We start from the raw sequence: 24,292 nt of genomic DNA, 5'->3' as shown, positions 1-24,292 counted from the left end.
CTGCCGCTACCCATGGGGCAGGACATCCGCCCGGCCTCCCAATCCTTTTTGCTCCTCTGAGCTTGTCCATGTCAGACGTCAACTCCTCCAAGATCTCTGTCGAGAAAATCGGCGGCACTTCCATGACCGCCTTTGGCGATGTGCTGCGCCACATCATGCTGCACGATCCCAAGCGCATCTATGGCCGGATCTATGTGGTGTCCGCCTACTCGGGCGTGACGAACCAGTTGCTGGAGCACAAGAAGACGGGCGAGCGCGGCATCTATGCCCTGTTTGCAGAGGGCAAGGGCTACCAGGACGCCCTGACCCAGCTGGCCGCCAGCCTGAAAAAGCTGAACGCGGGCTACGCCGACCTGGGCCTGCCGCTGGATGTGGCCGATGCCTTCATCGACCAGCGTATTGGCCAGGCGCGTGAGTACCTGAACGCCATGCAGCACGTGCTCGCCAGCGGCTACTTGAGCCGCAAGGATGTGCTGCTGGCCGCGCGCGAGGTGCTGGCCTCCATTGGCGAGTCGCACAGCGCGTTCAACTCGGTCGAGATCCTCAAGGCCAGTGGCGTCAACGCCATCCTGATGGACCTGGCCGGTTTTGACGACAACGAAGCCTGGACCATTGACGAGCGCATCGCGCAGAGCTTCAAGGGACTGGATCTGAGCGACAAGGTGGTGGTGGCCACCGGCTACACCAAGGGCACCGAAGGCATCATGCGCGAGTTTGACCGCGGCTATTCCGAGGTCACGTTCAGCAAGATCGCCGTGGAAGTGCGCCCCGCCGAGGCCGTGATCCACAAGGAATTTCACCTGTCGTCCGCCGACCCCAACCTCGTGGGCCTGGAAAACGCCATCGTGGTGGGCGCCACCAACTACGACGTGGCCGACCAACTGGCCGACGTGGGCATGGAAGCCATCCACCCCAAGGCCGCCAAGCCCATGGAGCTGGCCGGCATCCCCATCCGCCTGAAGAACACGTTCGAGCCCGACCACCCCGGCACGCTGATCACCAAGGACTTCGTGGGCGAGCGCGCGCGCGTGGAGATCGTGACCGGCACCGACAAGGTCACGCTGATCGAGATCCACGACCCCAGCATGGTGGGCACGGTGGGCTTTGATGCGGGCCTGATGAACGTGTTCTGCAAGCACGATGTGAGCTACATCCTGAAGGCGACCAACGCCAACTCCATCGCACACCTGGTGTGGGACAACCAGGTCACCCCCGAACTGGTGGCGGAGCTGCAGGAGGACTACCAGATCGTGACGATCAAGCCCAGCGCGATCGTGTGCACCATCGGCTCCAACATCGGCATCCCTGGCGTGCTGGCCAAGGCCGCGCAGGCGCTGGCCGATGCGCGGGTCAACGTGAACTGCGTGTCCCAGACCCTGCGGCAGGTGAACATGCAGTTCGTGATCGAGCGCGAGGACTACAAGACGGCCATCAAGGCGCTGAACCTGGCGCTGTGCGTGAACTCAGGCACTCCGGTTCCGCGCGTGTGAAGAAATTGCGGCAGGCGCGCCTGCCGCAATGCCTTTTCATAAGGAGCCCGCCTTGCGCGGGCTTTTTGTCGCCTGGATGTCTCCGTCAGGCGGTGCCTAGCAGCCTTTCGAACAGATCCGTTCCGCCCATCTGCCCGCCCTTGAGCATCAACTCGAGCCCGTGGCGCGACGGGTCTGCACTGTGTGCGCTGCTCAGCGTGACCCCGGGGCATACCGCGGTTTTGTACGACAGCCCCCACAGTTGCAGCGCCTGGACTGCGTGGCTTGACGTGTCACCGCCAGCGATGCCGATGCGGCGCAGTGGCGCGCCGCGTTCTGCGCGGGCTTGCACCACGCGGGCGATCAGATGGGCGCTGGCCTGGGCGACATCGGTGGAAGAGGCCGCAGCGGCCAGCGGCGCGCCGTCCGTGGGACCGGTGAAGGCCAGCACGTTCTCTCCGTTCTGCAGCCCCGCGCAGATGGCGTCTCGCAGACCCTGGGCGTAGGCCGTGTCGCTGCACAGCCGTTGGGCGTCCACTGCGATGCGGTGGTATGCGGTGGCGGCCTGCACCTGCGCGGCGGTCAGGGGGGACAAGCTGCCCGCCCAGGCCAACACCGGCCCGTCGGCGGGCGCCAGCGGCGCAGCGGCCGTGGACGCCGGCTTGCCCCAGTGGGCGACCAGCGCCTGGGCCACGGCGCTGGAGCCCACGGCCAGCAACCGGGCGTGTTGGGACTGCTGCCACAGCAGGCGGCCCACGGTGGCCAGCTGGCCGGGCGTGGTCAGGTCCAGCAAGGTCGGCGCCATGGCGTGGGACGCTGCGCCATGCGCCAGCAAGGCCTGCAGGGCGGCGTCCAGGGCGCCAGTGGTGGTGGTGTCGGTGTCGTTGGTGGCGTCGTACAGCGGGTAGTGCAGGGCGGTGATGCCATCGAGCCCCTGGCGCGCCAGATGGAGCCGGAGATCGGCCTCACCCATGGGTGTGACCGGGTGCTGTCGCATGGTGGGATGCCGGTCGATGCGGTGCACGGCGCCGCCCGTGCCCGCCGCAGCGAACAGGTTGCTGAACGCGCAATAGCGCCCCAGGCTGGGCTGCCCGCCCACGATGGGCACCCAGCGGTTGTTCACGAACGGGTGCAGGGTCTGAATGCCGCAAGCGATGTTGCCGACATGCGGGGCGCTGTCGAAGGTGGAGCACACCTTGTAGTGCAGCACCGGCGGCGCCAGCTTGTCGAAGAAGCGGCCTACAGCCGACATCTCGGCCCGCATGGCCTCTGGAGGCATGGCGCGCGCGGCACCAGCAATGCCCACCGCATCCAGCGGCCCGGCGGCGGCCAGGGCCTCGGCGCTGGGCACGCCCATGAACAGCATCGACCGCAGCCCGGCCTGGGCCAGCACGGCCAGCGTGTCGGTGGCGCCTGTGAAGTCGTCGCCGTACCAGCCGTACAGAGGGGCCGTCGTCGTCATCGTTTATTTCTTGCCGAAGAATTCGATCGCGCGGCGCAGCTCGGATGCCTGGGTGGCGCGCTGTGCCAGGGTCTCGCCCTTTTGCACCGCGTCCCACGCCTGCTGCAGGCTGGCCACGCCAGCGGCGGGGCCGTCCGGGTGCGCCAGGATGCCGCCGCCGGACATGAACAGCAGGTCGTTGGACTGGATGCTGTCCCACGTGGCGGGCACGGTGCCGGCCCACTGGCCGTTGGAGAAGGCGGGCAACACGCGGTCGTCCAGCCCATCACACAGCGGGGCCAGCGTGTCGTGGGCCGACTCGATCACTTCTTCGTCGGTCTGCGAAAACTTGCCCTGCAGGCCATGCACATGCATGTGGTCCACACCGGCCAGGCGCCACAGCGTCTGCCAGGCGTTGAACGAAAAGCCCAGCAGCGGGTGGCGCGACAGGGCGCCGTAGCCGTTGCGGTGGCCGTGCAGCGCCAGCGGGGTGTGGCGCCGCAGGGTTTGCACGGCCGAGTAGCCGCACCAGTTCAGGCTGACCATCACACAGCTGCCCCCTTCGGCCGCAATCAGGTCGGCGTGGCGGCGCATGGCGTCGGTCTCGTCGGTGATGTTGAAGGCCACCATCACCAGCTTGCCGGTCTTGTCCTGGTGGGCGCGCACACGGCGCATCACGGCCTTGACGCGGTCGGCCAGCGGCGCGTGCACCGGGTTGGCGCAGACCTCGTCGTCCTTGATGAAGTCCACCCCCGCAGCGCACAGGCGGCCGGCCAGGTCGCCGGTTTCTTCGGCCGACAAGCCCACGTTGGGTTTGATGATGGTGCCGATGAGCGGGCGGCCCTGCACGCCGGTCAGCGCACGGGTGCCGGCGATGCCGTGGCGGGGCATGTCGAACTGGGCGCGGTAGGCGCTGGGCAGTTTCATCGACTCCAGGCGCAGGCCGGTGACTTCGCCCAGGTCGTACAGGTTGCCCGACACCGTGGCGGCCAGCGTGGGCAGGTTGGGGCCGATGTTGTCGCACGGAAAGCTCACGCGCAGTCGGGCCCGCTGCCAGGTCTGCGGCGTGTCGAACATGCCGCGCCGCTGCATCCACCCGTTGGGCAGCGAGGGTGCGGGCGCCACGTCCAGCAGCTCCACCGACTCGACCGTGGCGCGCGCACGTTCGCGCAGTGCGTCGGTCTCGCCCTCGACCCGGGTGAAGGTGCCGCACGACTGTTCGCCTGCCAGCACTTCGGCCACGTGGGCCGGGTCCAGCGGGGTTTCGATCAGGTAGGTGGCTTCAAAGCGGTCTGGGGACATGGTGGGTGAACTACTGTTTTGATAGCTGCTAGCGCTTATGTGTCAAGCGCTAGGTGCCAATTTGGCTTGAAATTCAGGCCTTCTTTAGATCTTGGAGAGATCCGGAAACGGCCGCACCGGGTCCGTCGTGCCGTCCCAGGTCTCCGACTCCGAACGGATCAGGTCGAACATGCGGCCCTTGGGGCCCGCCACTTCCGACAGCTCGATCACCGTGCCGGGGTGGTATTCGGTGTCGAAGTAGACAAAGCGGCCTTTTTCGCCCACCTCGCCGCTCATCACCGTCTTGAAGCCCTGGGCCGTCAGGCGCGCCAGGTCGGCGTCGTAGTCGCTCGTCCAGTAGGCCACGTGCTGCAGCCCGGTGCGTCCGGCCTGCAGAAAGTCGCGGTACATCGATGGCACGTCGTTGCGCGTCTGGATCAGCTCGACCTGCACGTAGCCCGAGTTGGCCAGCGCCACCGAGTTGTGCGGCTCGTAGCGCTCGCCCTTGTACACGTAGTTCTTGATCGGGACCTTGGTGTTGTAGAACCAAGGGCCCACGCCCAGGGTCTTGCTCCAGTAGTCCATGGCGGCTTCGATGTCGTGGACCACATAGCCAAGTTGGCGGATGGCGCCGAAATGACGGCTCATAAAAATTTCCTTTGTTGGTGATGCGTCAGGGCAGGGCGCAGCCGGGCGGGGCCCATCAGGCGCCGCCCAGGTTGCAGGCTTGCTTTATTTACTTACTTGGCGCCGTCGACGATTTCTTTGGGGATCGGCACACCCGCGTACTTCACATGGATGTCGTTGAGCTTGCCGTTGGCCAGGTTGGTCTTGATCCAGCCGTTCACGGCGGCCATCAGCTCGGGCTGGCCCTTGCGCATGGCCACACCCAGCTGGTACGACTGCAGGATGAACTTGGTCTCGAAGTCGCGCGACGGGTTCTTCTTGGCGATGGCCGCGATGATCGGCGGCGTGATGGCCACGATGTCGGCCTGGCCGGTGGCGGCGGCAGTGATGGAGGCGGACTCGTCGTCAAACCGCACCACTTTGGCCTGCGGTGCGCGTTCGGTCAGGATCTTGTCTTGCGGGCCGCCACGGGTTACGGCCACGGTCTTGCCCGCCAGGTCTTCGATGCTGGTGAGCTTGAGGCTCTTGGGCGCGCCCACCGCGGCCTGGATGGCGCCGTAGGGGATGGAGAAGTCCACGGCCTTCTGGCGCTCGGGCGTGATCGACAGCGACGAGATGATCAGGTCCACCTTGTTCGACAACAGGTTGGGGATGCGCGACGAGTTGGTGGTGTTCACGATCTCCAGCGCCAGGCCCAGGTCCTTGGCCAGCAGCTCGGCCGCTTCCACGTCCGAGCCCACGGGCTTCATCTTTTCGTCCACGTAGCCGTAGAACGGCGCGCCAAAGTCGATGCCCACGCGCAGCTTGCCGGCGGACTTGATGTCGGCCAGCTCGGCCATGGCGGGCACGCACAGGGCGGCGGCGCTGATGGCCAGCAGGGAGCGGCGGAGGATGAGGGAAGCGGTCATGGTGTTGTCTCCTGGTGGTTTTTGAATAGGGAATCGAAAAGGGCAGGCCTGGAAACTCAGAGCCCGTGAGAAAGGAAATCGCGCAGCTCGGCGGTCTGCGGGTTCTTGAGCATCGCGCCCGGGCCCGTCTCCCAGACCTTGCCCTCGTGCATGTAGATGATGGTGTCGGCCACCCGGGCGGCGAACTCCATCTCGTGCGTGACCAGCACCATGGTCATGCCGCCCTGGGCCAGGGCTTCGATCACGCGCAGCACCTCGCCGGTCAGTTGCGGGTCCAGCGCAGAGGTCACCTCGTCAAACAGCATCACCTGCGGCTCCATCGCGAGCGACCGGGCAATGGCCACGCGCTGCTGCTGTCCGCCCGAGAGCTGCTCGGGGTAGGCCTGCGCCTTGTCCGCCAGGCCCACCTGCTGCAGCGTGCGGGCGGCAATCTCGCGCGCTTTGGCCGTGGGCAGGCTCTTCACGGCCTTGGGCGCCAGGGTGATGTTCTGCTCCACCGTCAGGTGCGGGAAGAGGTTGTAGCTCTGGAACACGATGCCCACGTCCTGGCGCAACTGGCGCAGGTCGATGGCCGGGTCGTGGACCGCGTGGCCGCAGACGTTGATGGTGCCGCTGTCGATGATCTCCAGCCGGTCAATGCAGCGCAGCGCCGTGCTCTTGCCCGAGCCGCTCTTGCCGATGATGGCCACCACCTGGCCCCGGGGAATGGCAAACGACACGCCCTTGAGCACCTGGTTGCTGCCAAAGCTCTTGTGCACGTCCTTCAGTTCAACGACGGGCTGCGCAGGCGAGGCCGCTGGCTGGAAGGGTTGCGCGGCAGCGTCTTGGGCGAGGTTCATGGTGTCTTCTCGTTTCATGCGGTGGTCACAGGCACTGTGGCTGGGCCACGGTTTCCAAACTGCTGGCGCTGCTCCAGCTTGCGGCTCCACACCGACAGCGGGTAGCACATCGCAAAGTAGACGACGGCGATCAGCAGGTACACGGTGAAGGGCTGAAAGATGGAGTTGTTGATGAGCTGCCCGGCACGCACCAGCTCGATAAACCCCACGATGGACGCCAGCGAGGTGTTCTTGACGATCTGCACCATGAAGCCCACCGTGGGCGGCGTGGCAATGCGCACCGCCTGCGGCAGCACCACCAGCCGCATGCGCTGGGTGCGCGACAGGGCCAGGCACTCGGCCGCCTCCCACTGCGTGCGCGGCACCGACTCGATGCACCCGCGCCAGATCTCGCCCAGATACGCGCTGACGTAAACAATCATCGCAATGCTGGCCGCCACGATGGCAGGCAGCTCCAGCCCCGCAATGCTCAGGCCGAAGTAGCACAGGAACAGCACCACCAGCAGCGGCGTGCCCTGGATGATCTGAATCCACGCAATCGTCGCCCAGCGCACCGCCTTGATCGGGCTGACGCGGCACAGCGCAATCACGCCCCCGGCCAGGCCGCCGCCCACAAAGGCAATCAGCGACAGGCCGATGGTCCACAGCGCGCCCCACATCAGGTACTGCAGGTGATAGGAGTTGAGGCCACCGTCGATCATTTGGCGTTCCCCAATTTGCGTTGGCGCGTGAACACGATCTGCCCGAACACCCACAGCCCCAGCCGCATCAACAGCGACAGCGCCAGGTACGCCACCGCCACCAGGATGTAAGCCTCGAACGGGCGGAAGGTCTCGGACTGCACCCGTGCCGCCACGGCGGTGAGTTCCTCCACCGAGATCTGCGAGGTGATGGACGACGCCAGCATCAGCAGCACGAACTGGCTGGTGAGCGCGGGGTACACCTTCTCCATCGCCGGGCGCAGCACCACGTGCCAGTACACCTGCCGGCGCGTCAGGCCCAGGCACTCGGCCGCCTCGATCTGGCCCTTGTGGATCGAATCCATGCCCGCCCGCATGATTTCGCAGGTGTAGGCCGCCACGTTGATCACCAGCGTCAGCAGCGCCGCAGCAAACGCCGACACCTTGAAGCCCAGGCTGGCCAGGCCAAAGAACACCAGAAACACCTGCACCAGCAGCGGCGTGTTGCGCAGCACTTCTACATACGCGCCACAGGCCCTCACCAGCCAGCGCCGGTCGCTGCGCCGGCCAATGGCCAGCAGCGTGCCACCCACAAAACCAATCACGGTGGCCGGGAAGGACAGCAGGATGGTCATCCACGCCCCTTCCAGAAACTGGGGCCAGTTGGCCAGCACGCTGGCAAAGTCGAACTCGTACGTCATGAGTGGGCAGCGGTGCGCGTCAATCAGCGAGTGCTGGCGCGGCGGCCAAAAACTGGCGGCTTGCCCTGTGGGCGCAGGCGAGCGTGAGCGGAAATACCAGGCATGTCTTTGTCTCCTGAGTGATCGGTTTCGCGGGTGTGGGCGACCGTCACAACCTAGGGTTTGTACTGATGTGTTCTGATGCCTTTCAGCATCGAACGCCGAGTGATAGTATCCGCAGAATCCATCAAATACCAGCAAGCTGAATGATGGTTTTTGATTGAATTTACATGGCCCAAAACCCGCCCAACCCCAGCAGTCCCCGCAGCCCGCGCATCCCCGACATCGCCCAGCTGTCCGGCGTCTCCACCGCCACGGTCGACCGCGTGCTGAACCAGCGATCGGGCGTGCGCAACGCCACCGCGCAGCGGGTGCTGCAGGCCGCTGCCACCCTGGGCTATCTGCCGCAGGCGGAGCTGCACGCAGCGCTGCAGCCGCAGCCCCTGCGCCTGATGGTGCTGATCCCCGAGGGCAGCAACCGGTTTCTGCAGATGCTGGGCGACGTGATCGGCTACGCGCAAGACCACTGGGCACCGTTCAACGTGCGCTGCCAAGCGGCGTACATCGAAAGCTTCAACCCCGACGCGCTGGCCAAAGCGCTGCTGCACTACGGCAAGCGCTGCGACGGCATCGCCTTCATGGCGCTGGAGCACCCCGTGGTGCGCGAGGCCGTGGCCCAGCTGGCAGAGCAGGGCGTGCCCACCGTCACGCTGATCTCGGATTTATCCAACTCGCGCCGCGTGGCCTACGTGGGCCTGGACAACCGCGCCGCAGGCCGCACCGCCGCCTACCTGATCGCCCGCTTCATGGGCCCACTGGCCCACAGCCGCAAGGCGCATGTGGCGATGATTGTGGGATCACTGCGCTACCGCGCCCACGAGGAGCGCGAGGCGGGCTTTTTGCACCTGTTTGAAGAGCAGTTCCCCCTGGTGCAGGTGGTGGGCGTGCGCGAAGGCCAGGACGACGCCGAACGCAACTACCGCCAGGCCCGCGCGCTGCTGGAGCAGCACGATGATTTGGCAGGCATCTACAACATTGGCGGCGGGGCAGAAGGCATCGGCCGAGCGCTGAAAGAGGCCGGGGCGGATCGCAAGATCGTGTTCATCGGCCACGGCCTCACGCCGGATACGCGGGCGCTGCTCATCGACGGGACGATGGACGCGGTGATCACGCAGAACCCGCAAGGTGCGGTGATGAACTGTGTGCGGATTTTTGCCAATGTGCGGGATGGGCGAGAGCCGACGAATGGGGTGGAAACGACGCGGAGTCAGGTGATATTTCGGGAGAATTTGCCCTAGGATGGGAATGCGTTCGAGATATCCCGCACGGGGCCACATGGCCGAAAGCGCATGATTCTTCTTGCACTTACACGTTCTGCTCAGACCAACCGATCAAACGGCTGCTTCGATGACGGCTTAAATCTGTGGCGAAGTAAGCTCTTTTTAAAAGCCAGTTTTCACTTTAGTGTAGACGGCTTCTGCGTTCTACACCGGAACCTTATTTGGAGCACGCTGCTTTCAAAATTTCGTTTGCAGGTACTAAATATTGCCATTAACTGACGCCACAAGGTCTTCGGTGAATTTTGGCAAAGAATCGCGAAATTTCTGAAAACTTCTTGATTTTTCCCCTATTAAATCAAGGTTTTTTGATTTCTTCATTGGTTGAACGAGGCGAGTGTAGTTTGCATGATTTTTTCTGCAGTCAATTTTTTTACCCTCGGTTACGGTGATGAGATGGTTTTCGCAATTATTTTTTTTGGCGCAGTACCGCATATCTTCACTGTATAGCGGTATAAGCCAGCATTCTGTACTATGCAGCGGTATGGCGAATAATAATCTGTCCTCTATATGACTGAGGAGATCTGTAGAGATTTGACTTTTTAATAAGGCAATTATTTTATTGCAAACTGCATCGCAATCATCGGAGGGGTCAATTGAAATGCTGTCATCAAAACAGATATCACCATCAATCTGAATCACAAGTTTCTTATTTGTGCTTAATGCATCGGCAATAATATCGTATTGCTGCAAGCATTCAAGAACATTTTTCCAACCTCCGTGCGATTCATCCGCTTGCTTTTCATTGTCTGTTGCATCTCGATGGGGCTGTATGTATTGAATATATAGTTCATCAGGAGATAGATCATCTTTGTAGTGTACTCTCAGGATTTTTTCTACGACTACTTGATCAGTTATTCCTTCTGCAATAATTGCAATTCCAATATTTTGCATAATTTTAGAATGCCTTAGGCAGCCCGCCAAGTGCTCCATCCATAAACATAGTCGAAAGGCGCGGAGTTCTTCCTGGTACTGGGGACTCTGGCTTTGAAATAGGCCTAGCGATAGTCCTTCCCTCGTCGTTGCGTGCAATCACAAAGAGTCGTTGTTCAGGGTCCTTTAGGTCGAGCCCATCGAGAATCGCCGGATTGTGCGTTGTTAGAATGACTTGCTTATTGTGAGCTTCCGCAAGTGAATTTATTTTTTTTATAATATGTTTGCACAATTTTGGATTTAGAGATGCATCAACATTATCTATCGCAAAAAATCCAGGGGTCAGATCTGATCTGAAGAGTGCAAAATAAAAAGCAAGAAATAAAAATCCTTCGTTAGCGCTTCTTAAATCAATTTTATGATCATTGCATTTTATGTATTTGTCTATTGCTTTAATGTGACTTATGTTGGATGCATCTTCGGGAATGTGCAAGCTTTCAAACCAACCAAAATAATTCAAAAAACTCTCTAGCTCTTTCTGGAACTCAGTATTTTTTTGTTCTATTTTTAATAGTTTGAATAAGCCTTCTCCTGAGATGCCAAGAGGCTGCACTTGGCCCTCTTTCGAGAAGTCGCGTAAGGCACTGTTTTCTGGGGAGAAAATAAGAAAATTGGAAAGTTTTTCATTTATAATTGAGGTGCGTTGAATTTCTTCTGCGTAGGCTCTTTTTAAATGATTTACTTGCTCTGTTTTTTTTCTGTCTTTACTAGATTTTTTTGCATGATCAGAATTATCTTCTAGAAAGATGCTAAGTATATTTTCTACGCGCTTTTGTATGCTTTCGGAAGACGTTTTTTTGTCATCGTTTTTCTGTTGTGAAAAAGCTCTGATGAAAAGACTTCTCATGATCTTCAGCTCATCATAACTTTTTCTAAAATCGGAGTCGCCGGACTTCATGAGATAGTTGTATACTGAGGTCCATTTTGAATATGGCTCCCCGTCATTTTCTAATGAATATTGAATTGACCAATCGTCATGGATGGACACATTCACTGTAATCTTTTTGTCTACTTGTATTTCGTTAAAAGCTGAGCGCATGAGATGCGTGTCTGTCGCTCTAATTCCTCGTGATACCAGAAATTCAGAGTCAACTTTATCGGCTGCAGCCGCCCCAGCAAGCGCAATGGATTCTAATAAGTTGCTTTTTCCAGCGCCATTTTCACCTATAAAAATATTAAGTCGCCCAAGACTAATATTTAAATCTTCAATGGATTTATAGTTTTTTACAGAAATTGTGCGGATCATTTCGACCTTTATTTCGCCGTATTGGAGAATACTATGTGTCAGTATTATTTGGCTAAAAACTGGCTTTTCTTTTTTTAGAATAGCCAGCGATCATAACTGTGGAAGTCTAGCTCATCGAGATTCGTTCGAGTGACGAAGCTGCTTGAGCTGGTAACTTGTTCATAGCGGATGGTTGCACATTGGCACGTAAGCGATCTGGGATGGCAACACTGAACTCAACAGGTGTAGTTGTTGCGCCGCCACGGCTGTGTGGCGCCGTAGTAAGTTAGAGGTCACACGTTTGTCAACCTTACTTGGGTCTCACCATCAACCACTTGCCCAACAAGCGCTACTTTAGCGTCGTGTGTAACGCTGACAGCGTTAGCATCTTTGCCGAATGGGGCAGCGTAGCGCTGACGGTGTGTGGGCAGATGTGGAGCGCAACGCCTCACGTCGCAACACGGATTGGTCCAATGTGACCGCCCCCTTTTGTTAGAAAGATGTGGCGGTGTCGATGTTTTCAGGGCTAAAGCCGCAGCCGAGCGAGGACGCATTTATTCAAAGCAATTGCTACACAAATAATAGCTAAAAGCGATTTCCCAGTAAGTGTTGGAGCCTAGTTTTACTAGTGTTCCGTGCGGGGTAAGCCTGCCGCATCAACCTATGCCGCCTGCGCAAGACCCGCCAGCGCCCCACTCAACTGCGCATGCACAAACCTGTAGCCATGGGTCAGCGCAGCGCTCGGCACCACGTTCTGCCCATCCAGTAACAACGTAGCCATTTCCCCCATCAGGGTACGCAATGGCAGGGTGGGCATGCCCAGCCAAACACGACGCCCAAACGACGCGGCCAGAGCATTTGCAACCGTGGACTGCGTCACCGCCTCAGGCGCCACGGCATTGACGGGGCCTTGCAGCTTTGGGTTCACCATCGCAAACCTTACCAAACCCACCGCGTCAGCCAGATGAACCCACGGCGCAGGCTGGCGACCATGCCCCAGCACAGCACCCAGGCCCAGGCGCGCGGCCAGCGCTTGCATCGGGTACGCGCCACCCCCGTGCCCCAGCACCACCCCAAACCGCATGCGCACCACCCGCACGCCCAGGGCTTCGGCCCGGCGCGCCTCGTGTTCGATGGCCGCGCACAGGTCGGACTGGAACTCGCCGGGGCGGGGCGGGGCGGTTTCGTCCAGGGGCTCCATCGACGCGTTGGGCGATGCGCCGTAGAAGCCCACGGCCGATGCGCTGACCAGCACGCGCGGGGCCTTGTGCAGGCGCCGCATCAGGCTTACGACTGCCACGGTGGTGTCCACGCGGCTGGCCAGCAGTTGGCGTCTGCGCGCCTGGGTCCACGGCATGCCCAGCACGCGGGCGCCTGCCAGGTTGACCACTGCGTCGATGGTCGTTTCAGACGGGATCGCGTCCAGCGTGTCCACCACCCACACGCTGGGGCCAAAGCTGGCGCGGGCCTGCAGAGCGTCGCGGGTCAACACGATCACCCGCTGGCCGTCGCGCACCAGGTCGGCCACCAATGCGCTGCCCACGAATCCGGTGGCGCCGGTGACCAGGGTGGCTGGCTGGGGTTGGAGGCCACGGGCATGCAGGGTGGTGCTGGGCTGTGCAGGCGGTGCCGTGCGGTAGAGCTTGATGGCGGCCAGCACGTTGCGCACGCTCCAGGCCCACACGCCGACGGCGTAGGCCGTGAACAGCCACGACACCCAGCCGTGCGGGGCCAGCACCATGGCGGTGGGTTGCTGCACCCACGCCCACAGCACGGGGCCGATCAGGCCCAGGAAGAGGCCGTAACTGATGGTCAGCACGGTGTGCAGCACGCGCTCGAACGGCGGCAGGCGGCGGGTGCGGTCTTCTTCCAGAAAGTCGGCCAGGGTGATGCCCACTTCGATCAGCAGTAGGGCCGCCAGCACGGCGGCAAAGGCGCCGCGCCATTCAAACCAGGCCAGGCCGACAAAGACGACGCCGTAGATGGCCTCGCGTGCGGCGTGCAGCGAGGCGGCGCGGCATCTGGGGATTTCGCGGGTGGGGTTGCCCAAGAAGCTGACACGGCCGGGCCTGCGCTGATTCCGTAGCCCGAACCTGCCCACCGCTGCATGGATTCAGACCGACTTGGCGCTCGGCTGTGCAGTCGGGTGTGAAGAGATGCCCTGAGGTGGCAGCGGCACCATCCGGGCGCCCCGCTGGCCGATCAACAACACCCCCGCCAGCACCAGCCCCGCGCCGGCCATCTGTGGCCACGACAAGGGCTCGTCCAGCAGCCAGCAACCGAAGAAGATCGTGAGGATGGGGCCCAGCGTGCCCACCAGCGCGGTTTGGGCTGCGCCGATGCGGCGGATGGCCGCCGAGGTCATGAATACCGGCAGCACGGTCGAGAAAATGGCCATGCCCAGCGCGTGCAGGTAGACCGGGGCCGGCTGCACCAGGGAGCCCGCGGGCTGGGACACGATGAAATGCGCCAGCGTGGCGACCGTGGAGACCAGCATCGCCAGCGCAGTGAAGCGTGCCGCGCCCAGGCGCCGGATGGCGGGTTCGCTGCCCGCCTGGTAGAACGCATACGAGACGGCCGAGCCGAACACGAAGCCCGCGCCGATGAGCACGGCGTGCGTGTCGCCCGCAATGTGCAAGTCGTGGGCGAAGGCCAGGCCGATGCCCGCGTAGGACAGCAGCAGCGCCCCCATCTCGCGGCGCGATGCCCGCTTGCCCATGAACAGCACGCCGATCAGGATGGTGAGCGTGGGGTAGGTGAACAGGATCAGCCGCTCCAGGCTGGCGGTGATGTACTGCAGGCCGATGAAGTCGAGGATGCTCGCGCCGTAGTAGCCCAGCAGGCCCAGCGCGATCACCAGCAGCCAGTCGCGCCGGGTGAGCGGGGCCAGGTTGCGGCTGGCGCGCCAGCCCACCCAGGCGAACACGGGCACGGAAAACGCCATGCGCAGGCACAGCAGGGTGACGGAATCCACAGGGACGGCCTGGGGCACGGCATAGGCCAGCTTCACGAAGATGGCTTTGAAGGAGAAGCCCAGCGCGGCCAGGATGGCGAGGATGAGGCCGAGGCGTTCGGCAGACCAGTGTTTCCAGGGCATGGGATGCGGGCAGAGGGTGGGGGCGCGGGGGGGGAAAGGGCGCGCTGCAAGCGGTCAGGGCATGTAAAAAATGCGAACGCCATGCAGGCTCAAAGGCGGGCCCAGAAAGATCGATGCGCCCGATGGTGCCTGCCGGGCGCGGCGGGCACAATTGTTATTGCCGCAACCGTTCGTTCGTTGTGGACGAATGCCAAGGGGCCTCCATTGACCTATGACCTGATCGATCTGCGCCTTTTTGTCGCCATTGCCGAAGAGCGCAACCTCACGCGCGGCGCCGCGCGCGCCTGTCTGGCGCCTTCGTCGGCCAGCCACCGGCTGCGGCGCCTGGAGGAGGCGCTGAACACCGCCCTCTTCGAGCGCCAGACCCGGGGCCTCGTGCTCACCCGTGCGGGCGAGGCGCTGCTGCGCAATGCCCGCCAGGTGCTGGCCAGCATCGAGCAGATGCATGCCAACCTCTCGCCGTTTGCCACCGGCATCCGCGGCCACGTGAGCCTGTGGGCCAACACGCATGCCACGCACACCTTCCTGCCCGACGACCTGGCGGGTTTCCTGAAGCGGCATCCGCAGCTGAGCGTGAGCCTGGAGGAGCGCACCAGCGCGGACATCGTGGTGGCGGTGGCCAGCGGCGAGATCGAGGTGGGCGTGCTGGCCGACAGCGGCTCGGGCGCGGGGGTGGAGCTGGCCCCGTACCGGCAGGACCGCCTGGTGCTCATCGTGCCGGCGGGCCATGTGCTGGCCGGGCGGGCGAAGGTGGGGTTCGCCGAGGTGCTCGACCACGCGTTTGTCATGCTGCACGCGGGCTCGGCCATCCACACCTTCACGATGAATGCCGCCGCCGAACTGGGCCGGCACCTGGACGTGCGCATCCAGGTGCGCAGCTTCGAGGCGGTGTGCCGCATGGTCGGGGCGGGCGTGGGCATCGGGCTGGTGCCGCGCGGCGCGGCCTTGCAGGTGGCGGGGCTGAGCGAGCCGCCGGTGGTGGTCGAGATGGACGAGCCCTGGGTTCAGCGCGACCTGCAGATCTGTGTGCGCAAGGGGGCGGTGCTGTCGGGTTTTGCCCAGGCGCTGGTGGCGCACCTGCGCCTGGGCGCGGGGCCCTTGGGCTGATCAGATCAGGCGGCGGCTGCAGTGGTCACCGTGACGCCGCCCGCCTGCAGCTTCTTGCGCAGTGCCGCGGGCGTGGACGCGGGCACCACCAGGGCCGCCAGTTCGCCGAGGGGCGCAATCGTGAAGGGCGATGCCGCGCCCAGCTTGTCGGCGGATGCCAGCACCACCGTCTCGGCCGCGCGCTGGTGCAGGGCGCGTTTCACGGCGGCCTCCTCGAAATCGCCCGTGGTCAGGCCCGCTTCGGCATGCACGCCGGTCACGCCCATCAGGTACAGGTCTGCACGCAGCTGCGCGGCGGCCTCGACCACGCTGGCGCCCACGTTCACCATCGAATGGCGGAACAGCCGGCCGCCCAGCACCAGCACCTCGATCTGCAGGTGGCCGGCCAATGCCACGGCCACGGCCGGGCTGTGCGTGACCACGGTGGCGCGCAGGTGCAGCGGCAGGTGCAACACCACCTGCAGCGAGGTGGTGCCACCGTCGAGGATCACCACCTGGCCGGGCCGCACCAGGGCCGCCCCGGCACGGCCCAGGGCGCGTTTGTCTTCAGGGGCCAGCTGCTCACGGGCCCGCAGGCTGCCCAAGGCGGCCGAGGCGGGCAGGGCGCCGCCATGCACGCGCTGCAGCAGGCCCTCGGCGGCCAGTTCGCGCAGGTCGCGCCGCACGGTGTCTTCCGAAATGCCCAGCTCTTCGCTGAAGGCCTTGGCCACGATCTGTCCGTCCCGCCGAAGGCGGTCGAGCAGGAGTTGCTTGCGTTGTGTGGTCAGCATGGGTGGGTTGCGTGAATTTGCATGTTTGTGCATGATATTGCACGTATTGAATATTGCAAAACCATGCCCGCCCCTTCCGACACTGACTTTCCGCTGCTGGTGCTGATCGCCGGCCCGTACCTCTCTGGCACCGACGGCGACGCGGACCGCATCGCCGCCAACCGGGCCCGCCTGGAGGCGGCCGCGCTGCCGATCTACGAGCGCGGCCATCTGCCCCTGCTGGGCGAGTGGCTGGCATTGCCCATCATCCATGCGGCGGGCGGGCGCGAGCCGGGCGATGCCGTCTTCCATGCCTACCAGTACCCGGTGGCAGAGCGGCTGCTGGCGCGCTGCGATGCCGTGCTGCGCCTGCCCGGCGCGTCGCGTGGCGCGGACATGGACGTGGCGCGGGCCCGGGCACGCGGGCTGCCCGTGTTCCACCACGTCGATGAGCTGCCCCGGCGCCAGGCTGGCGCCCGGGGGCATGCCGCATGAGCCGCCCGGTGCCCGCCGTGCCCATCGCCGAGCTCAATGCCCGCGCGGAGCACGTGAAGCTGCTGGACGTGCAACTGCTGTCCGACAACTGGTACGTGCTGCGCAAGGTCAGTTTTTCGCTGCGCCGGCGCGACGGCCAGTGGCAGACGCTGAGCCGCGAAGCCTACGACCGGGGCAACGGCGCGGCGCTGCTGCTGTTCGATCCGCGCAGGGGCACGGTGGTGCTCACGCGCCAGTTCCGGCTGCCGGCCTTCCTCAATGGGTGCGCGGACGGATTGCTGGTCGAGGCCTGCGCCGGGCTGCTTGACGGGGACGACCCCGAGACCTGCATCCGCCGCGAGGCGCAGGAGGAAACCGGCTACCGCGTGCGCCAGCCGCGCAAGGTGTTCGAGGCGTACATGAGCCCGGGTTCGGTCACCGAGAAGCTGCACTTCTTCATTGCCGAGTACGAGCCGCAGGACCGCGTGCGGGCCGGAGGCGGCCTGGTGAACGAGGGCGAGGACATCGAGGTCATCGAGATGCCGCTGGCCGAGGCCCTGGCGGGCATCGCCGGGGGCGCCATCCAGGACGGAAAGACGATCATGCTGCTGCAGCATGTGGCGCTGCAGCTGCAATTTGCTACTGTTTAGATAGCTGCTTGCGCTTTATCCATGGGCGCTGGAGGCCAATTTTCTTCAAGCCGGCGGGCCAGCGGGCGCGGTGGCTAGGCCTTCTTCTTGACCAGCCCGTAGATCACCAGCAGCACGATGGCACCGGCCACCGACGCGATCCATCCGGCGGGCGCGCCGGGTGCGTACCAGCCCATGGCGCTGCCCACATAGCTTGCCGCCAGCGACCCGGCAACGCCCAGCACGGTGGTCATGATCAAGCCCAGCTTGTCGTCGCCGGGTTTCACGGCGCGCGCGATCAGCCCGACGATGAAGCCGACGATGATGGTTCCGAGGATGGACAGCATGCAATTCCTTTCAATCAAGAGTGCGCAGGCCCGGCAGTGGGCTCCGGCAATGACTGTAATGGCATTTTCGGAGCCCGGCGGCTCTCGGAACCCGTTCCAGGTCTTTTCAGGGATCGCATTGGCGTGCAATCGCCCGATGACATTCCAGCCTTCGGGCAAGCGCCTTGCCGGGCGGCGTTGCGGCGTTGCGGCGTTCCGTCGCTTGCCCGTAGCCGGGCTGTCGGCGGGCTCCTTGCGGGCTATCCGGGCGGCGCGCAGCGCCTAGCATCCCATTGTGGCCAGGCGCTTGCGCGACTTCTAGAAAACCTCGAACAGGCTCAGTGCCTCACCAGCCGCAGCGGCTCGCCGATGCGCGCCTTCACCACGTCCTCGCGGTGGAAGGGCAGGGTGTGCCACTGCTTGGCCGAGAACAGGCACATCTGGTCGTTGGCGTGTGGCGATGCCGGGTTGGTGGACTGGCCGTAGGTCAGGATGGCCTGGGCCACCGGGCCTTTGGCGTCGAAGGTCACCGTCTGCACGTAGCTGGTGCCGTAGTCGATGCGCAGGCCACGCGCATTGAGCGGCGCGGGTTCCTGGCGGCCCAGGTTGTTGAGCACGCCTTCGAACTCCTCGCCGCCATGCAGCGCGATGGGCTCCTCGGTGATGTCCGGGCGCTGCACGCTGCCCAGGGTCGCGTCCAGCGCAAAGCCGCTCGCGCGGACGGTCTTCACGGCGCCGTCCAGGGCTTCCCACACCTTGGTGGCGGTGGCGGCGTCGTCCATCTTCAGGCCGGCGGGCGTGGCCACGGGTTGTGCCGGATCGAACGGCACGCGGTGCACGCCGGGGATGTTGCGCGCGGTGCGCCAGAACTCGCGGAACACATGGGCGCCGCGCGCGTCCAGGTTGTTGCGGCGGTCCCAGCCCTTCAGGGCGGCGCAGCCGCCGCGCGACTCTGCCGAGGGCGCCTTGTCGCAGGCGGCCAGCAGGTCGGGCACCACCACCTGGGCCATGAAGTTGCGGTTCTGGAACAGCTGGTCCTGGATGGCCTGCAGCGTGACCTTGCCGCGGCCGAGCATCTCGGGGATTTCCGCGAGGCCGGCGCGCGTGCGGGGCCGCGTGAGGCTGGCGTCGCCCACCATGGGCGAGATGCCGTCGAACTTCTGCCCCGGGTGGGTGTAGACAAAGCTGTCGTTGCTGTTGTGCACCCAGTCCGTGCGGAAGGCCACGGGCATGCGGCCGATGGGGATCAGGCCCGGGACGGGCGATGCGCTGTCGCGGCGCCAGTCGCAGTCGGCGCGCGATCCGTTCAGCACCACCAGGCCTGCGGCGGCCCGCAGCGCGGCGGCGGGCTGGCTGGGGGCGCAGCGCGCGAGCTGCGCGGCGTCCATGTCCGGCACCACGCTCACGTCGGCGTACATGGCCTGTCCGCTGCGGTCGGCCGCCAGGGTGTTCACCCAGGGCAGGCCCAGGTTGGCGTGCGCCTTGTGCAGGTCCTGCACCGAGCGGGCGCGCGCAAAGGCCAGGGCCGCGTCCATCATGCGGGTGTTGCCGGTGTTGGCGTCGCGCAGCGCGTAGGCGGTCCTGGCGTTCCAGGTCAGGCCGGCGCGGGGCACCACCACCAGCGGGCCCCAGCGGGTGGACCACACGGTGTGCTCGCGCGCCTGGAGCTTGCCGTCCGGGCCGGGAACCTGGGCGCTGACCTTGTGGGCCGTCATCTTCTCCGGCTTGCCGTCCACCAGGTAGGTCGTGGGATCGCCCTCGGCCAGCGTCACTTCGTAGAAGGTGAAGCGCTTGCCGGTGGACACCGTGTGCGACCAGGCGACATCTTTGTTGAAGCCGATGGAGACCATGGGGTAGGTGCCGATGCCCACGCCCATCACATCCATCTGGCCGGGGATGGTGAGGTGCATTTCATAGAAGCGGTTGGGGCCGCTCCACGGAAAGTGCGGATTGCCCAGCAGCATGCCGCTGCCGTTGGCCGTCACGTCCTTGCCAAAAGCCCAGGCGTTGGAGCCCAGGGGCGAGTCGAGCAGGCCCACCTCGCGCAGGGCCTGGGCGGCGTCGGCCAGCTCCACGCCAGGGGCGGGGGCCTGCGCGGCCTTGGCGGCGGGCGGCTGGGCGCCCAGCATGCCGTCGGCCAGCGCGGCGATGCCGGCCTGCACGGCCACCACTTCGGCCATGCGGCGGTACTGCGCCAGCGTCATGGGCTGCACCCAGGGCTTGCCGCGGCAGGCATCGGGCAGCGCGGCGGCGTTGTCGGCCAGGTAGCGGTTGTAGCCCGCCACGTAGCCGCGCGCCATGGCCTGCACCTGCTGGCTCGTGGCCGCCCAGTGGCGCTCCAGCGCGGCGTCGTCCATGTGGGCGGCCATGAACAGGTCGATCTGTTCGTTGGGAATGTAGCGGCGCCCCAGCAGGCCGATGGCCTGGCCGCCGAAGGTGCTGCTGCGCTGGCCGCGCGCGGTCACGAGCTGGTCGGCCGTCATGCAGACGTTGTCCTGCGCATAGGCATAGGCCACGCCGTAGGCCAGCGATTCGGGGTCCTGCGCGGTGATGTGCGGAATGCCGTAGGTGGTGCGCTCGATGGTCACGCCGCGGTCGCTGCCCGCCGCGCCGGGCTGGATGGCGCAACCCGCCAGAAAAAGGGCGGCGCAGGCAGCGGCGAGGGTGGTCAATGCCGTCGTCTGGCCGGCGGTGGCTGGGGTCTGTCGCATGGGTTCAGGTCTCCTGGGTGTTGGACCCGCGGGCGGTTCGCATCGCCGGCGGGGTGCTGTGGTCGCGCAACCATGCTACTGCCCGGTAACACCTCAACGGGGTGGTGATCTGGCCACGAATGGTGGCAATATCGCCACCATGCCCACCCGCACCACCGTCCTTTCGTCCTGCGTGAATGTGGGCATCCTCTGGGGGCGCGACAGCATTGCCAGCACGGCCACCGCGGTGGTGGACGCCCTGCGTGCCATGAACATGCTGGCCGCCATGCGGCCCGGTGGCGCGCAGCCCGCGCTGCGCTGGTTCTGGCTGCCGATGCCGCATGAGGGCGATGCCACCCCGCCCCCCGTGCCAGCAGGGGGCGATGGCTCGCAAGGCCCTCTGCACGTGGTCGTCATCCCCGGCTGGCTGGTGCCCACGGGGCCCCAGTTGCGCGAGGTCAGCAGCCGCTACAGCCAGCACTTCGGCGCCATGCTGCACAGCCACCTGCGCGGGGGCGGCAGGGCCCTGGCGCTGTTCAACGGCTCCAGCCTGCTGGCCCACTGTGGGTTGCTGGCGGGGCGCAAGGCGGCGCTGCCGTGGGTGTTCGCGCCGTCCATCGTGCTGCAGTCCAGCGAGAGCGGGCCAGGTGCCGCCGATGGGGCGCCTCCTGCCGAAGTGGTGTGGCAGCGGGAGCAGGCCTGGCAACGCGATGGCGCCCTGTGGACCACGGCATCCCTGCAGGACACCCTCCCAGCCGTGCTGGACCTGCTCGGCCACACGCCCGCCGCCGAACTGGCGCAGGCGGCAATGCACGCGCTGCTGTTCGACCGGGAGCGGCAGCTGACGGCCACCGCCGCCATGGAAACCCCCACCGGCCATCCGCTGGCCGCGGGCGCCCTGGAGCTGGCGCGGCGCTGGCTGCAGGCCCACCGCAACGAACCCTACAGCCTGCAGGCCACGGCCCGCGCCGCTGCCACCAGTCCGCGCACCTTGCTGCGCTGGTTTGCCCAGGTGCATGGCGAAAGCCCCCAGGACTACCTGCACCGCCTGCGCATCGCCCAGGCGCAGGCGTTGCTGCAGACCACCTACCTGACCGTGGAAGATGTGGCGCAGCAATGCGGCTACAGCGACACGGGCAGCTTTCGCAAGGTGTTCGCCCGCGTGTGCGGGGTGACGCCGGGGGCCTACCGCCAGCGCTTCAAGCTGCGCACTTCGCGCAAGCAGTGGCTGGCGCGGCAGGCCCCGCCCGGGGCCGACAGCGCAGGAGAAGCCTGACAGGCCGGCACGGCGGGTGCACAAGCCACCCGGCCGCAGCCCGCCCGCGCCGGGCCACAGGCGATAATCCATGGTTGCTATTGAAATAATAGCTGTGCGGCATGAGTGCACCAGCGCATGCGGCCGTTTTCTCCTGATTTCCGTTCATTGAAGCCTTTTTTCTCCATGCAAGCCCTGCTCGACGCCATCGCCGCGATGCCCCTGCCCACCGATGCCCAGCGCATCTTCCACGGCCGGGGCGGGCTGCACCCGGGCTGCGAGCAATGGGTGCTCGATGTGTACCCGCCCGTTTTTGTACTCACCAGCTTTGCCCCGGCCACCGAGGAAGCGCTCGACGCCATTGGCGCCGCGCTGCAGGCGCGGTGGTCGCTGATCGCGCCGGATGGCCAGCCGCTGAACTGGGTGTTCCAGCACCGGGGCGAGGCGCTGCGCGCCGAGGGCCGCAGCGATACCCGCCTCATGGCGGGCGCCGTGCCCGACCCGCATGCGGTCACCGAGGCCGGCGCACGTTTTCGCGTGCACGTGCTGCGCGGGCAGAACCACGGCCTGTTCCTGGACATGGCCGGCGGCCGCCGCTGGGTGCGCGACTTTGCCGCCGCGCGCGGCGCGGACCGCTACGGCCTGAAGGTGCTCAACCTCTTTGCCTACACCTGTGCGTTCTCGGTCGTGGCGCTGCAGGCGGGCGCGCGGCAGGTGGTCAACGTGGACATGAGCCATGGCGCCATCGCCGTGGGCCAGCAGAACCACCAGCTCAACGGCATCGCCACGGGCGCGAGCTTTCTGGCGCACGACATCTTCAGCAGCTGGGGCAAGATCACCCGCAGCGGGCCGTATGGCCTGGTCATCGTGGACCCGCCGAGCTACCAGAAGGGCAGCTTCGTGGCCACGAAGGACTATGCCCGCCTCATGCGCCGCCTGCCGGACCTGCTGGCGCCCGGCGGACACGCGCTGCTGTGCCTGAACGCGCCGGAGCTGGGCGAGGGATTCCTGCGGGAGCAGATGCAGGCGCTGGCGCCCGGGCTGTCGTTCGTGGAGAGGGTGGACAACCCGGCGGCATTTGCGGACGTGGACCCGGAACGCGCCCTCAAGGTGCTGGTGTACGCGGCGCCGGACCTTTAAGCGCCGTCTCCGGGATATGCGCCGGGGACCAACGCCATGCCCATGCCATTCGGGCTTTGTGGATTTGGGATGGCTTCTGATATTCTTTGCGGCGCCCGAGTGAACGGGCCCGCATTTTCATGGCCTCGCCGCCTGCCGCAATCCTGGCGCGCTGGTGCGCCTCACCAGGTTCTTCTCATCGACGTATGGTCCGATTCTTTCTCATTTTCATCGTGGTGCTGGCGGTTCTCTTTCGCATCGACATGCTCGACGAGGTGCAACGGGTCGCCATCGAGCCCTGGACCAGCCTGCTAGCCACCGCCAGCGCGGCGCTCATGACCCCGCTCGATGCCGACGTGGCGCACCACGGCCGCATCCTCATGAGCAAGGCCACGGGCTTCGCGGTGTCCATCGAGGCGGGCTGCAACGGGGTGGAGGCGGCGATCATCCTCATCGCCGGCATGATCGCGTTTCCTTCGAGCTGGAAGCACAAGCTCGCCGGCATCGCCATCGGCATCGCGGCGGTGCAGGCCGTCAACCTGCTGCGCATCATCAGCCTGTACTACCTGGGCAAGTGGAACATGACCGTGTTCGAGTTTGCCCACCTGTACCTCTGGCAGGCGCTCATCATGCTGGATGTGCTGGTGGTCTGGATGCTCTGGATCCGCTGGATCGCCCGGCAACAACCTCCCTCACCCCCTCAACCCCCCCTCGCCAATGCAGCTTAGTTCGGTCGGACGTTTCCTGCTGGTCGCCATTGGCAGCCTGCTGTGCCTGATGCCGTTGTGGTACTACCTGTCGCCGCAACTCTCCAAGCCCGTGTTCTTCATGGCGGGCGAGGCGTCTTCCGCCGTGTTCCACTGGGCGCTGAGCTACACCCAGAAGGAGACCACCGGGGTGCTGAACACCACGCTCAAGGTGGTCTCGGTGCAAAACGGCCAGTTCCGCTCGGGCAAGCTCGCCCCCGTGGTGGACTACCGCCTGCTGGGCTACGGCATCGTGATCCTGTGGGCATTGCTGCTTGCCTCGTTTCCTCGGGGCTGGGTGCGAAAGCTGCTCATCGGCTCGGTGGCCATGCTGCCGATCCAGGCGGTCAACGTCGCCCTGCAGTGGTGCAACGACGCCTTCAACCGCGCCGGGCGCGAGGTGTTCGTGCAGACGGGGCTGCCCGGGTGGGTGGCCGACGTGGTGGCGTTCCTCTACCACTTCAACCTGTTCATCTTCACCGCGCTGGCCCCGGTGATGCTGTGGCTGCTGCTGGACCGGGAGTTCCTGGCCAAGCTGCACGCCCAGGCGCGCGCGGCGGTCGCTGTCCAGCAGCCGCCGCAACCCCAGCAACCCCAGCAACCTGAGTAGGCCGCACGGC

24 protein-coding genes are annotated in these 24,292 nt (G+C 64.8%); 10 read left to right on the top strand and 14 right to left on the bottom strand.

Features of this window, described 5'->3' with window-relative positions:
• Positions 1 to 68 precede the first annotated feature (68 nt).
• On the top strand, positions 69 to 1,490 hold the full coding sequence (locus tag AC07PV_RS03020) for an aspartate kinase (RefSeq protein WP_369642409.1): 1,422 nt from the start codon (positions 69 to 71) through the stop codon (positions 1,488 to 1,490).
• Between the two features lie 85 nt (positions 1,491 to 1,575).
• On the opposite strand, the gene AC07PV_RS03015 is transcribed toward AC07PV_RS03020, so the two are convergent.
• The 7 genes from AC07PV_RS03015 to AC07PV_RS02985 form a co-directional block, all read right to left on the bottom strand.
• Entirely contained in the window at positions 1,576 to 2,931 is a 1,356-nt protein-coding gene (locus AC07PV_RS03015; RefSeq protein ID WP_492244953.1) for a four-carbon acid sugar kinase family protein, read from the bottom strand.
• A gap of 3 nt (positions 2,932 to 2,934) precedes the next feature.
• On the bottom strand, positions 2,935 to 4,212 hold the full coding sequence (locus tag AC07PV_RS03010; RefSeq protein ID WP_492244952.1) for a ribulose-bisphosphate carboxylase large subunit family protein: 1,278 nt from the start codon (positions 4,210 to 4,212) through the stop codon (positions 2,935 to 2,937).
• 84 nt (positions 4,213 to 4,296) lie between these two features.
• Positions 4,297 to 4,839: a VOC family protein gene (locus tag AC07PV_RS03005; RefSeq protein WP_494629348.1), complete on the bottom strand. Its 543-nt coding sequence runs from the start codon at positions 4,837 to 4,839 to the stop codon at positions 4,297 to 4,299.
• A gap of 92 nt (positions 4,840 to 4,931) precedes the next feature.
• Positions 4,932 to 5,726, bottom strand: coding sequence for a transporter substrate-binding domain-containing protein (locus AC07PV_RS03000; RefSeq protein ID WP_494629346.1), 795 nt, complete (start codon positions 5,724 to 5,726; stop codon positions 4,932 to 4,934).
• Between the two features lie 56 nt (positions 5,727 to 5,782).
• Complete coding sequence (locus AC07PV_RS02995) at positions 5,783 to 6,565, bottom strand: amino acid ABC transporter ATP-binding protein (RefSeq protein ID WP_494629345.1); 783 nt, start codon at positions 6,563 to 6,565, stop codon at positions 5,783 to 5,785.
• Between the two features lie 14 nt (positions 6,566 to 6,579).
• Positions 6,580 to 7,266, bottom strand: coding sequence for an amino acid ABC transporter permease (locus AC07PV_RS02990; protein ID WP_494629343.1), 687 nt, complete (start codon positions 7,264 to 7,266; stop codon positions 6,580 to 6,582).
• Positions 7,263 to 7,946, bottom strand: a complete 684-nt coding sequence (locus AC07PV_RS02985; protein WP_494629341.1) for an amino acid ABC transporter permease — start codon at positions 7,944 to 7,946, stop codon at positions 7,263 to 7,265. Before AC07PV_RS02985 ends, AC07PV_RS02990 begins: the two co-directional genes overlap by 4 nt.
• Positions 7,947 to 8,215: 269 nt before the next feature.
• On the opposite strand from AC07PV_RS02985, the gene AC07PV_RS02980 reads away from it, so the two are divergent.
• Entirely contained in the window at positions 8,216 to 9,283 is a 1,068-nt protein-coding gene (locus AC07PV_RS02980) for a LacI family DNA-binding transcriptional regulator (RefSeq protein ID WP_494629340.1), read from the top strand.
• Between the two features lie 240 nt (positions 9,284 to 9,523).
• On the opposite strand, the gene AC07PV_RS02975 is transcribed toward AC07PV_RS02980, so the two are convergent.
• The 3 genes from AC07PV_RS02975 to AC07PV_RS02965 form a co-directional block, all read right to left on the bottom strand.
• Complete coding sequence (locus tag AC07PV_RS02975; protein WP_494629339.1) at positions 9,524 to 10,216, bottom strand: hypothetical protein; 693 nt, start codon at positions 10,214 to 10,216, stop codon at positions 9,524 to 9,526.
• 4 nt (positions 10,217 to 10,220) lie between these two features.
• Entirely contained in the window at positions 10,221 to 11,501 is a 1,281-nt protein-coding gene (locus tag AC07PV_RS02970; RefSeq protein WP_494629338.1) for an AAA family ATPase, read from the bottom strand.
• Positions 11,502 to 12,141: 640 nt separating this feature from the next.
• Complete coding sequence (locus AC07PV_RS02965) at positions 12,142 to 13,530, bottom strand: TIGR01777 family oxidoreductase (protein ID WP_494629337.1); 1,389 nt, start codon at positions 13,528 to 13,530, stop codon at positions 12,142 to 12,144.
• Here AC07PV_RS02965 and AC07PV_RS02960 point away from each other — a divergent pair.
• Entirely contained in the window at positions 13,508 to 13,558 is a 51-nt protein-coding gene (locus tag AC07PV_RS02960) for a hypothetical protein (protein ID WP_494629478.1), read from the top strand. The two genes, AC07PV_RS02965 and AC07PV_RS02960, sit on opposite strands and share 23 nt — an antisense overlap.
• Before the next feature lie 35 nt (positions 13,559 to 13,593).
• Here AC07PV_RS02960 and AC07PV_RS02955 read toward each other — a convergent pair whose 3' ends face one another.
• The gene (locus AC07PV_RS02955; RefSeq protein WP_494629336.1) at positions 13,594 to 14,577 is read right to left on the bottom strand and encodes a DMT family transporter; all 984 of its coding nucleotides are present in this window, start codon (positions 14,575 to 14,577) and stop codon (positions 13,594 to 13,596) included.
• Between the two features lie 204 nt (positions 14,578 to 14,781).
• On the opposite strand from AC07PV_RS02955, the gene AC07PV_RS02950 reads away from it, so the two are divergent.
• Positions 14,782 to 15,684, top strand: a complete 903-nt coding sequence (locus AC07PV_RS02950) for a LysR family transcriptional regulator (RefSeq protein WP_494629335.1) — start codon at positions 14,782 to 14,784, stop codon at positions 15,682 to 15,684.
• A 5-nt stretch (positions 15,685 to 15,689) separates the two neighbouring features.
• Here the strand turns inward: AC07PV_RS02950 and AC07PV_RS02945 are convergent, their stop codons facing one another.
• Positions 15,690 to 16,454: a DeoR/GlpR family DNA-binding transcription regulator gene (locus AC07PV_RS02945; RefSeq protein WP_494629333.1), complete on the bottom strand. Its 765-nt coding sequence runs from the start codon at positions 16,452 to 16,454 to the stop codon at positions 15,690 to 15,692.
• Positions 16,455 to 16,517: 63 nt separating this feature from the next.
• On the opposite strand from AC07PV_RS02945, the gene AC07PV_RS02940 reads away from it, so the two are divergent.
• Together AC07PV_RS02940 and AC07PV_RS02935 are read left to right on the top strand one after the other, a co-directional pair.
• Positions 16,518 to 16,928 carry a DUF4406 domain-containing protein gene (locus AC07PV_RS02940; protein ID WP_218295083.1) on the top strand — a complete coding sequence of 137 codons (411 nt, stop codon included), beginning with the start codon at positions 16,518 to 16,520 and terminating at the stop codon, positions 16,926 to 16,928.
• Positions 16,925 to 17,557 (top strand): NUDIX domain-containing protein, encoded by a 633-nt coding sequence (locus tag AC07PV_RS02935; protein ID WP_494629331.1) that lies wholly within the window; start codon positions 16,925 to 16,927, stop codon positions 17,555 to 17,557. Before AC07PV_RS02940 ends, AC07PV_RS02935 begins: the two co-directional genes overlap by 4 nt.
• Before the next feature lie 74 nt (positions 17,558 to 17,631).
• On the opposite strand, the gene AC07PV_RS02930 is transcribed toward AC07PV_RS02935, so the two are convergent.
• Together AC07PV_RS02930 and AC07PV_RS02925 are read right to left on the bottom strand one after the other, a co-directional pair.
• Positions 17,632 to 17,883 carry a GlsB/YeaQ/YmgE family stress response membrane protein gene (locus AC07PV_RS02930; protein WP_218338630.1) on the bottom strand — a complete coding sequence of 84 codons (252 nt, stop codon included), beginning with the start codon at positions 17,881 to 17,883 and terminating at the stop codon, positions 17,632 to 17,634.
• Between the two features lie 317 nt (positions 17,884 to 18,200).
• A complete protein-coding gene (locus tag AC07PV_RS02925; protein ID WP_494629329.1) occupies positions 18,201 to 20,573 on the bottom strand; it encodes a penicillin acylase family protein in 2,373 nt (790 codons plus the stop codon).
• A 139-nt stretch (positions 20,574 to 20,712) separates the two neighbouring features.
• On the opposite strand from AC07PV_RS02925, the gene AC07PV_RS02920 reads away from it, so the two are divergent.
• From AC07PV_RS02920 to AC07PV_RS02905, 4 genes are all read left to right on the top strand, one after another.
• Positions 20,713 to 21,828: a helix-turn-helix domain-containing protein gene (locus tag AC07PV_RS02920; RefSeq protein WP_494629327.1), complete on the top strand. Its 1,116-nt coding sequence runs from the start codon at positions 20,713 to 20,715 to the stop codon at positions 21,826 to 21,828.
• A 165-nt stretch (positions 21,829 to 21,993) separates the two neighbouring features.
• Positions 21,994 to 22,947 carry a class I SAM-dependent methyltransferase gene (locus AC07PV_RS02915; protein ID WP_218338627.1) on the top strand — a complete coding sequence of 318 codons (954 nt, stop codon included), beginning with the start codon at positions 21,994 to 21,996 and terminating at the stop codon, positions 22,945 to 22,947.
• A gap of 185 nt (positions 22,948 to 23,132) precedes the next feature.
• Positions 23,133 to 23,654 carry an exosortase H gene (xrtH, locus tag AC07PV_RS02910; RefSeq protein WP_218295076.1) on the top strand — a complete coding sequence of 174 codons (522 nt, stop codon included), beginning with the start codon at positions 23,133 to 23,135 and terminating at the stop codon, positions 23,652 to 23,654.
• Positions 23,644 to 24,282, top strand: coding sequence for an exosortase H-associated membrane protein (locus AC07PV_RS02905; protein ID WP_492255349.1), 639 nt, complete (start codon positions 23,644 to 23,646; stop codon positions 24,280 to 24,282). The genes xrtH and AC07PV_RS02905 overlap by 11 nt, the downstream gene beginning before the upstream one ends.
• The last annotated feature ends 10 nt before the right edge of the window (positions 24,283 to 24,292 follow it).

The organism is Acidovorax sp. GW821-FHT09A11 (assembly GCF_059418365.1).
The sequence above is the reverse complement of the archived record's forward strand: the minus strand, read 5'-3'. Positions and strand labels throughout refer to the sequence as shown.

Coding starts and splice junctions, on each gene's coding strand:
- AC07PV_RS03020 (WP_369642409.1), top strand. CDS start 69: ATGTCAGACGTCAACTCCTCCAAGATCTCTGTCGAGAAAATCGGCGGC.
- AC07PV_RS03015 (WP_492244953.1), bottom strand. CDS start 2,931: ATGACGACGACGGCCCCTCTGTACGGCTGGTACGGCGACGACTTCACA.
- AC07PV_RS03010 (WP_492244952.1), bottom strand. CDS start 4,212: ATGTCCCCAGACCGCTTTGAAGCCACCTACCTGATCGAAACCCCGCTG.
- AC07PV_RS03005 (WP_494629348.1), bottom strand. CDS start 4,839: ATGAGCCGTCATTTCGGCGCCATCCGCCAACTTGGCTATGTGGTCCAC.
- AC07PV_RS03000 (WP_494629346.1), bottom strand. CDS start 5,726: ATGACCGCTTCCCTCATCCTCCGCCGCTCCCTGCTGGCCATCAGCGCC.
- AC07PV_RS02995 (WP_494629345.1), bottom strand. CDS start 6,565: ATGAACCTCGCCCAAGACGCTGCCGCGCAACCCTTCCAGCCAGCGGCC.
- AC07PV_RS02990 (WP_494629343.1), bottom strand. CDS start 7,266: ATGATCGACGGTGGCCTCAACTCCTATCACCTGCAGTACCTGATGTGG.
- AC07PV_RS02985 (WP_494629341.1), bottom strand. CDS start 7,946: ATGACGTACGAGTTCGACTTTGCCAGCGTGCTGGCCAACTGGCCCCAG.
- AC07PV_RS02980 (WP_494629340.1), top strand. CDS start 8,216: ATGGCCCAAAACCCGCCCAACCCCAGCAGTCCCCGCAGCCCGCGCATC.
- AC07PV_RS02975 (WP_494629339.1), bottom strand. CDS start 10,216: ATGCAAAATATTGGAATTGCAATTATTGCAGAAGGAATAACTGATCAA.
- AC07PV_RS02970 (WP_494629338.1), bottom strand. CDS start 11,501: ATGATCCGCACAATTTCTGTAAAAAACTATAAATCCATTGAAGATTTA.
- AC07PV_RS02955 (WP_494629336.1), bottom strand. CDS start 14,577: ATGCCCTGGAAACACTGGTCTGCCGAACGCCTCGGCCTCATCCTCGCC.
- AC07PV_RS02945 (WP_494629333.1), bottom strand. CDS start 16,454: ATGCTGACCACACAACGCAAGCAACTCCTGCTCGACCGCCTTCGGCGG.
- AC07PV_RS02940 (WP_218295083.1), top strand. CDS start 16,518: ATGCCCGCCCCTTCCGACACTGACTTTCCGCTGCTGGTGCTGATCGCC.
- AC07PV_RS02935 (WP_494629331.1), top strand. CDS start 16,925: ATGAGCCGCCCGGTGCCCGCCGTGCCCATCGCCGAGCTCAATGCCCGC.
- AC07PV_RS02930 (WP_218338630.1), bottom strand. CDS start 17,883: ATGCTGTCCATCCTCGGAACCATCATCGTCGGCTTCATCGTCGGGCTG.
- AC07PV_RS02925 (WP_494629329.1), bottom strand. CDS start 20,573: ATGCGACAGACCCCAGCCACCGCCGGCCAGACGACGGCATTGACCACC.
- AC07PV_RS02920 (WP_494629327.1), top strand. CDS start 20,713: ATGCCCACCCGCACCACCGTCCTTTCGTCCTGCGTGAATGTGGGCATC.
- AC07PV_RS02915 (WP_218338627.1), top strand. CDS start 21,994: ATGCAAGCCCTGCTCGACGCCATCGCCGCGATGCCCCTGCCCACCGAT.
- xrtH (WP_218295076.1), top strand. CDS start 23,133: ATGGTCCGATTCTTTCTCATTTTCATCGTGGTGCTGGCGGTTCTCTTT.
- AC07PV_RS02905 (WP_492255349.1), top strand. CDS start 23,644: ATGCAGCTTAGTTCGGTCGGACGTTTCCTGCTGGTCGCCATTGGCAGC.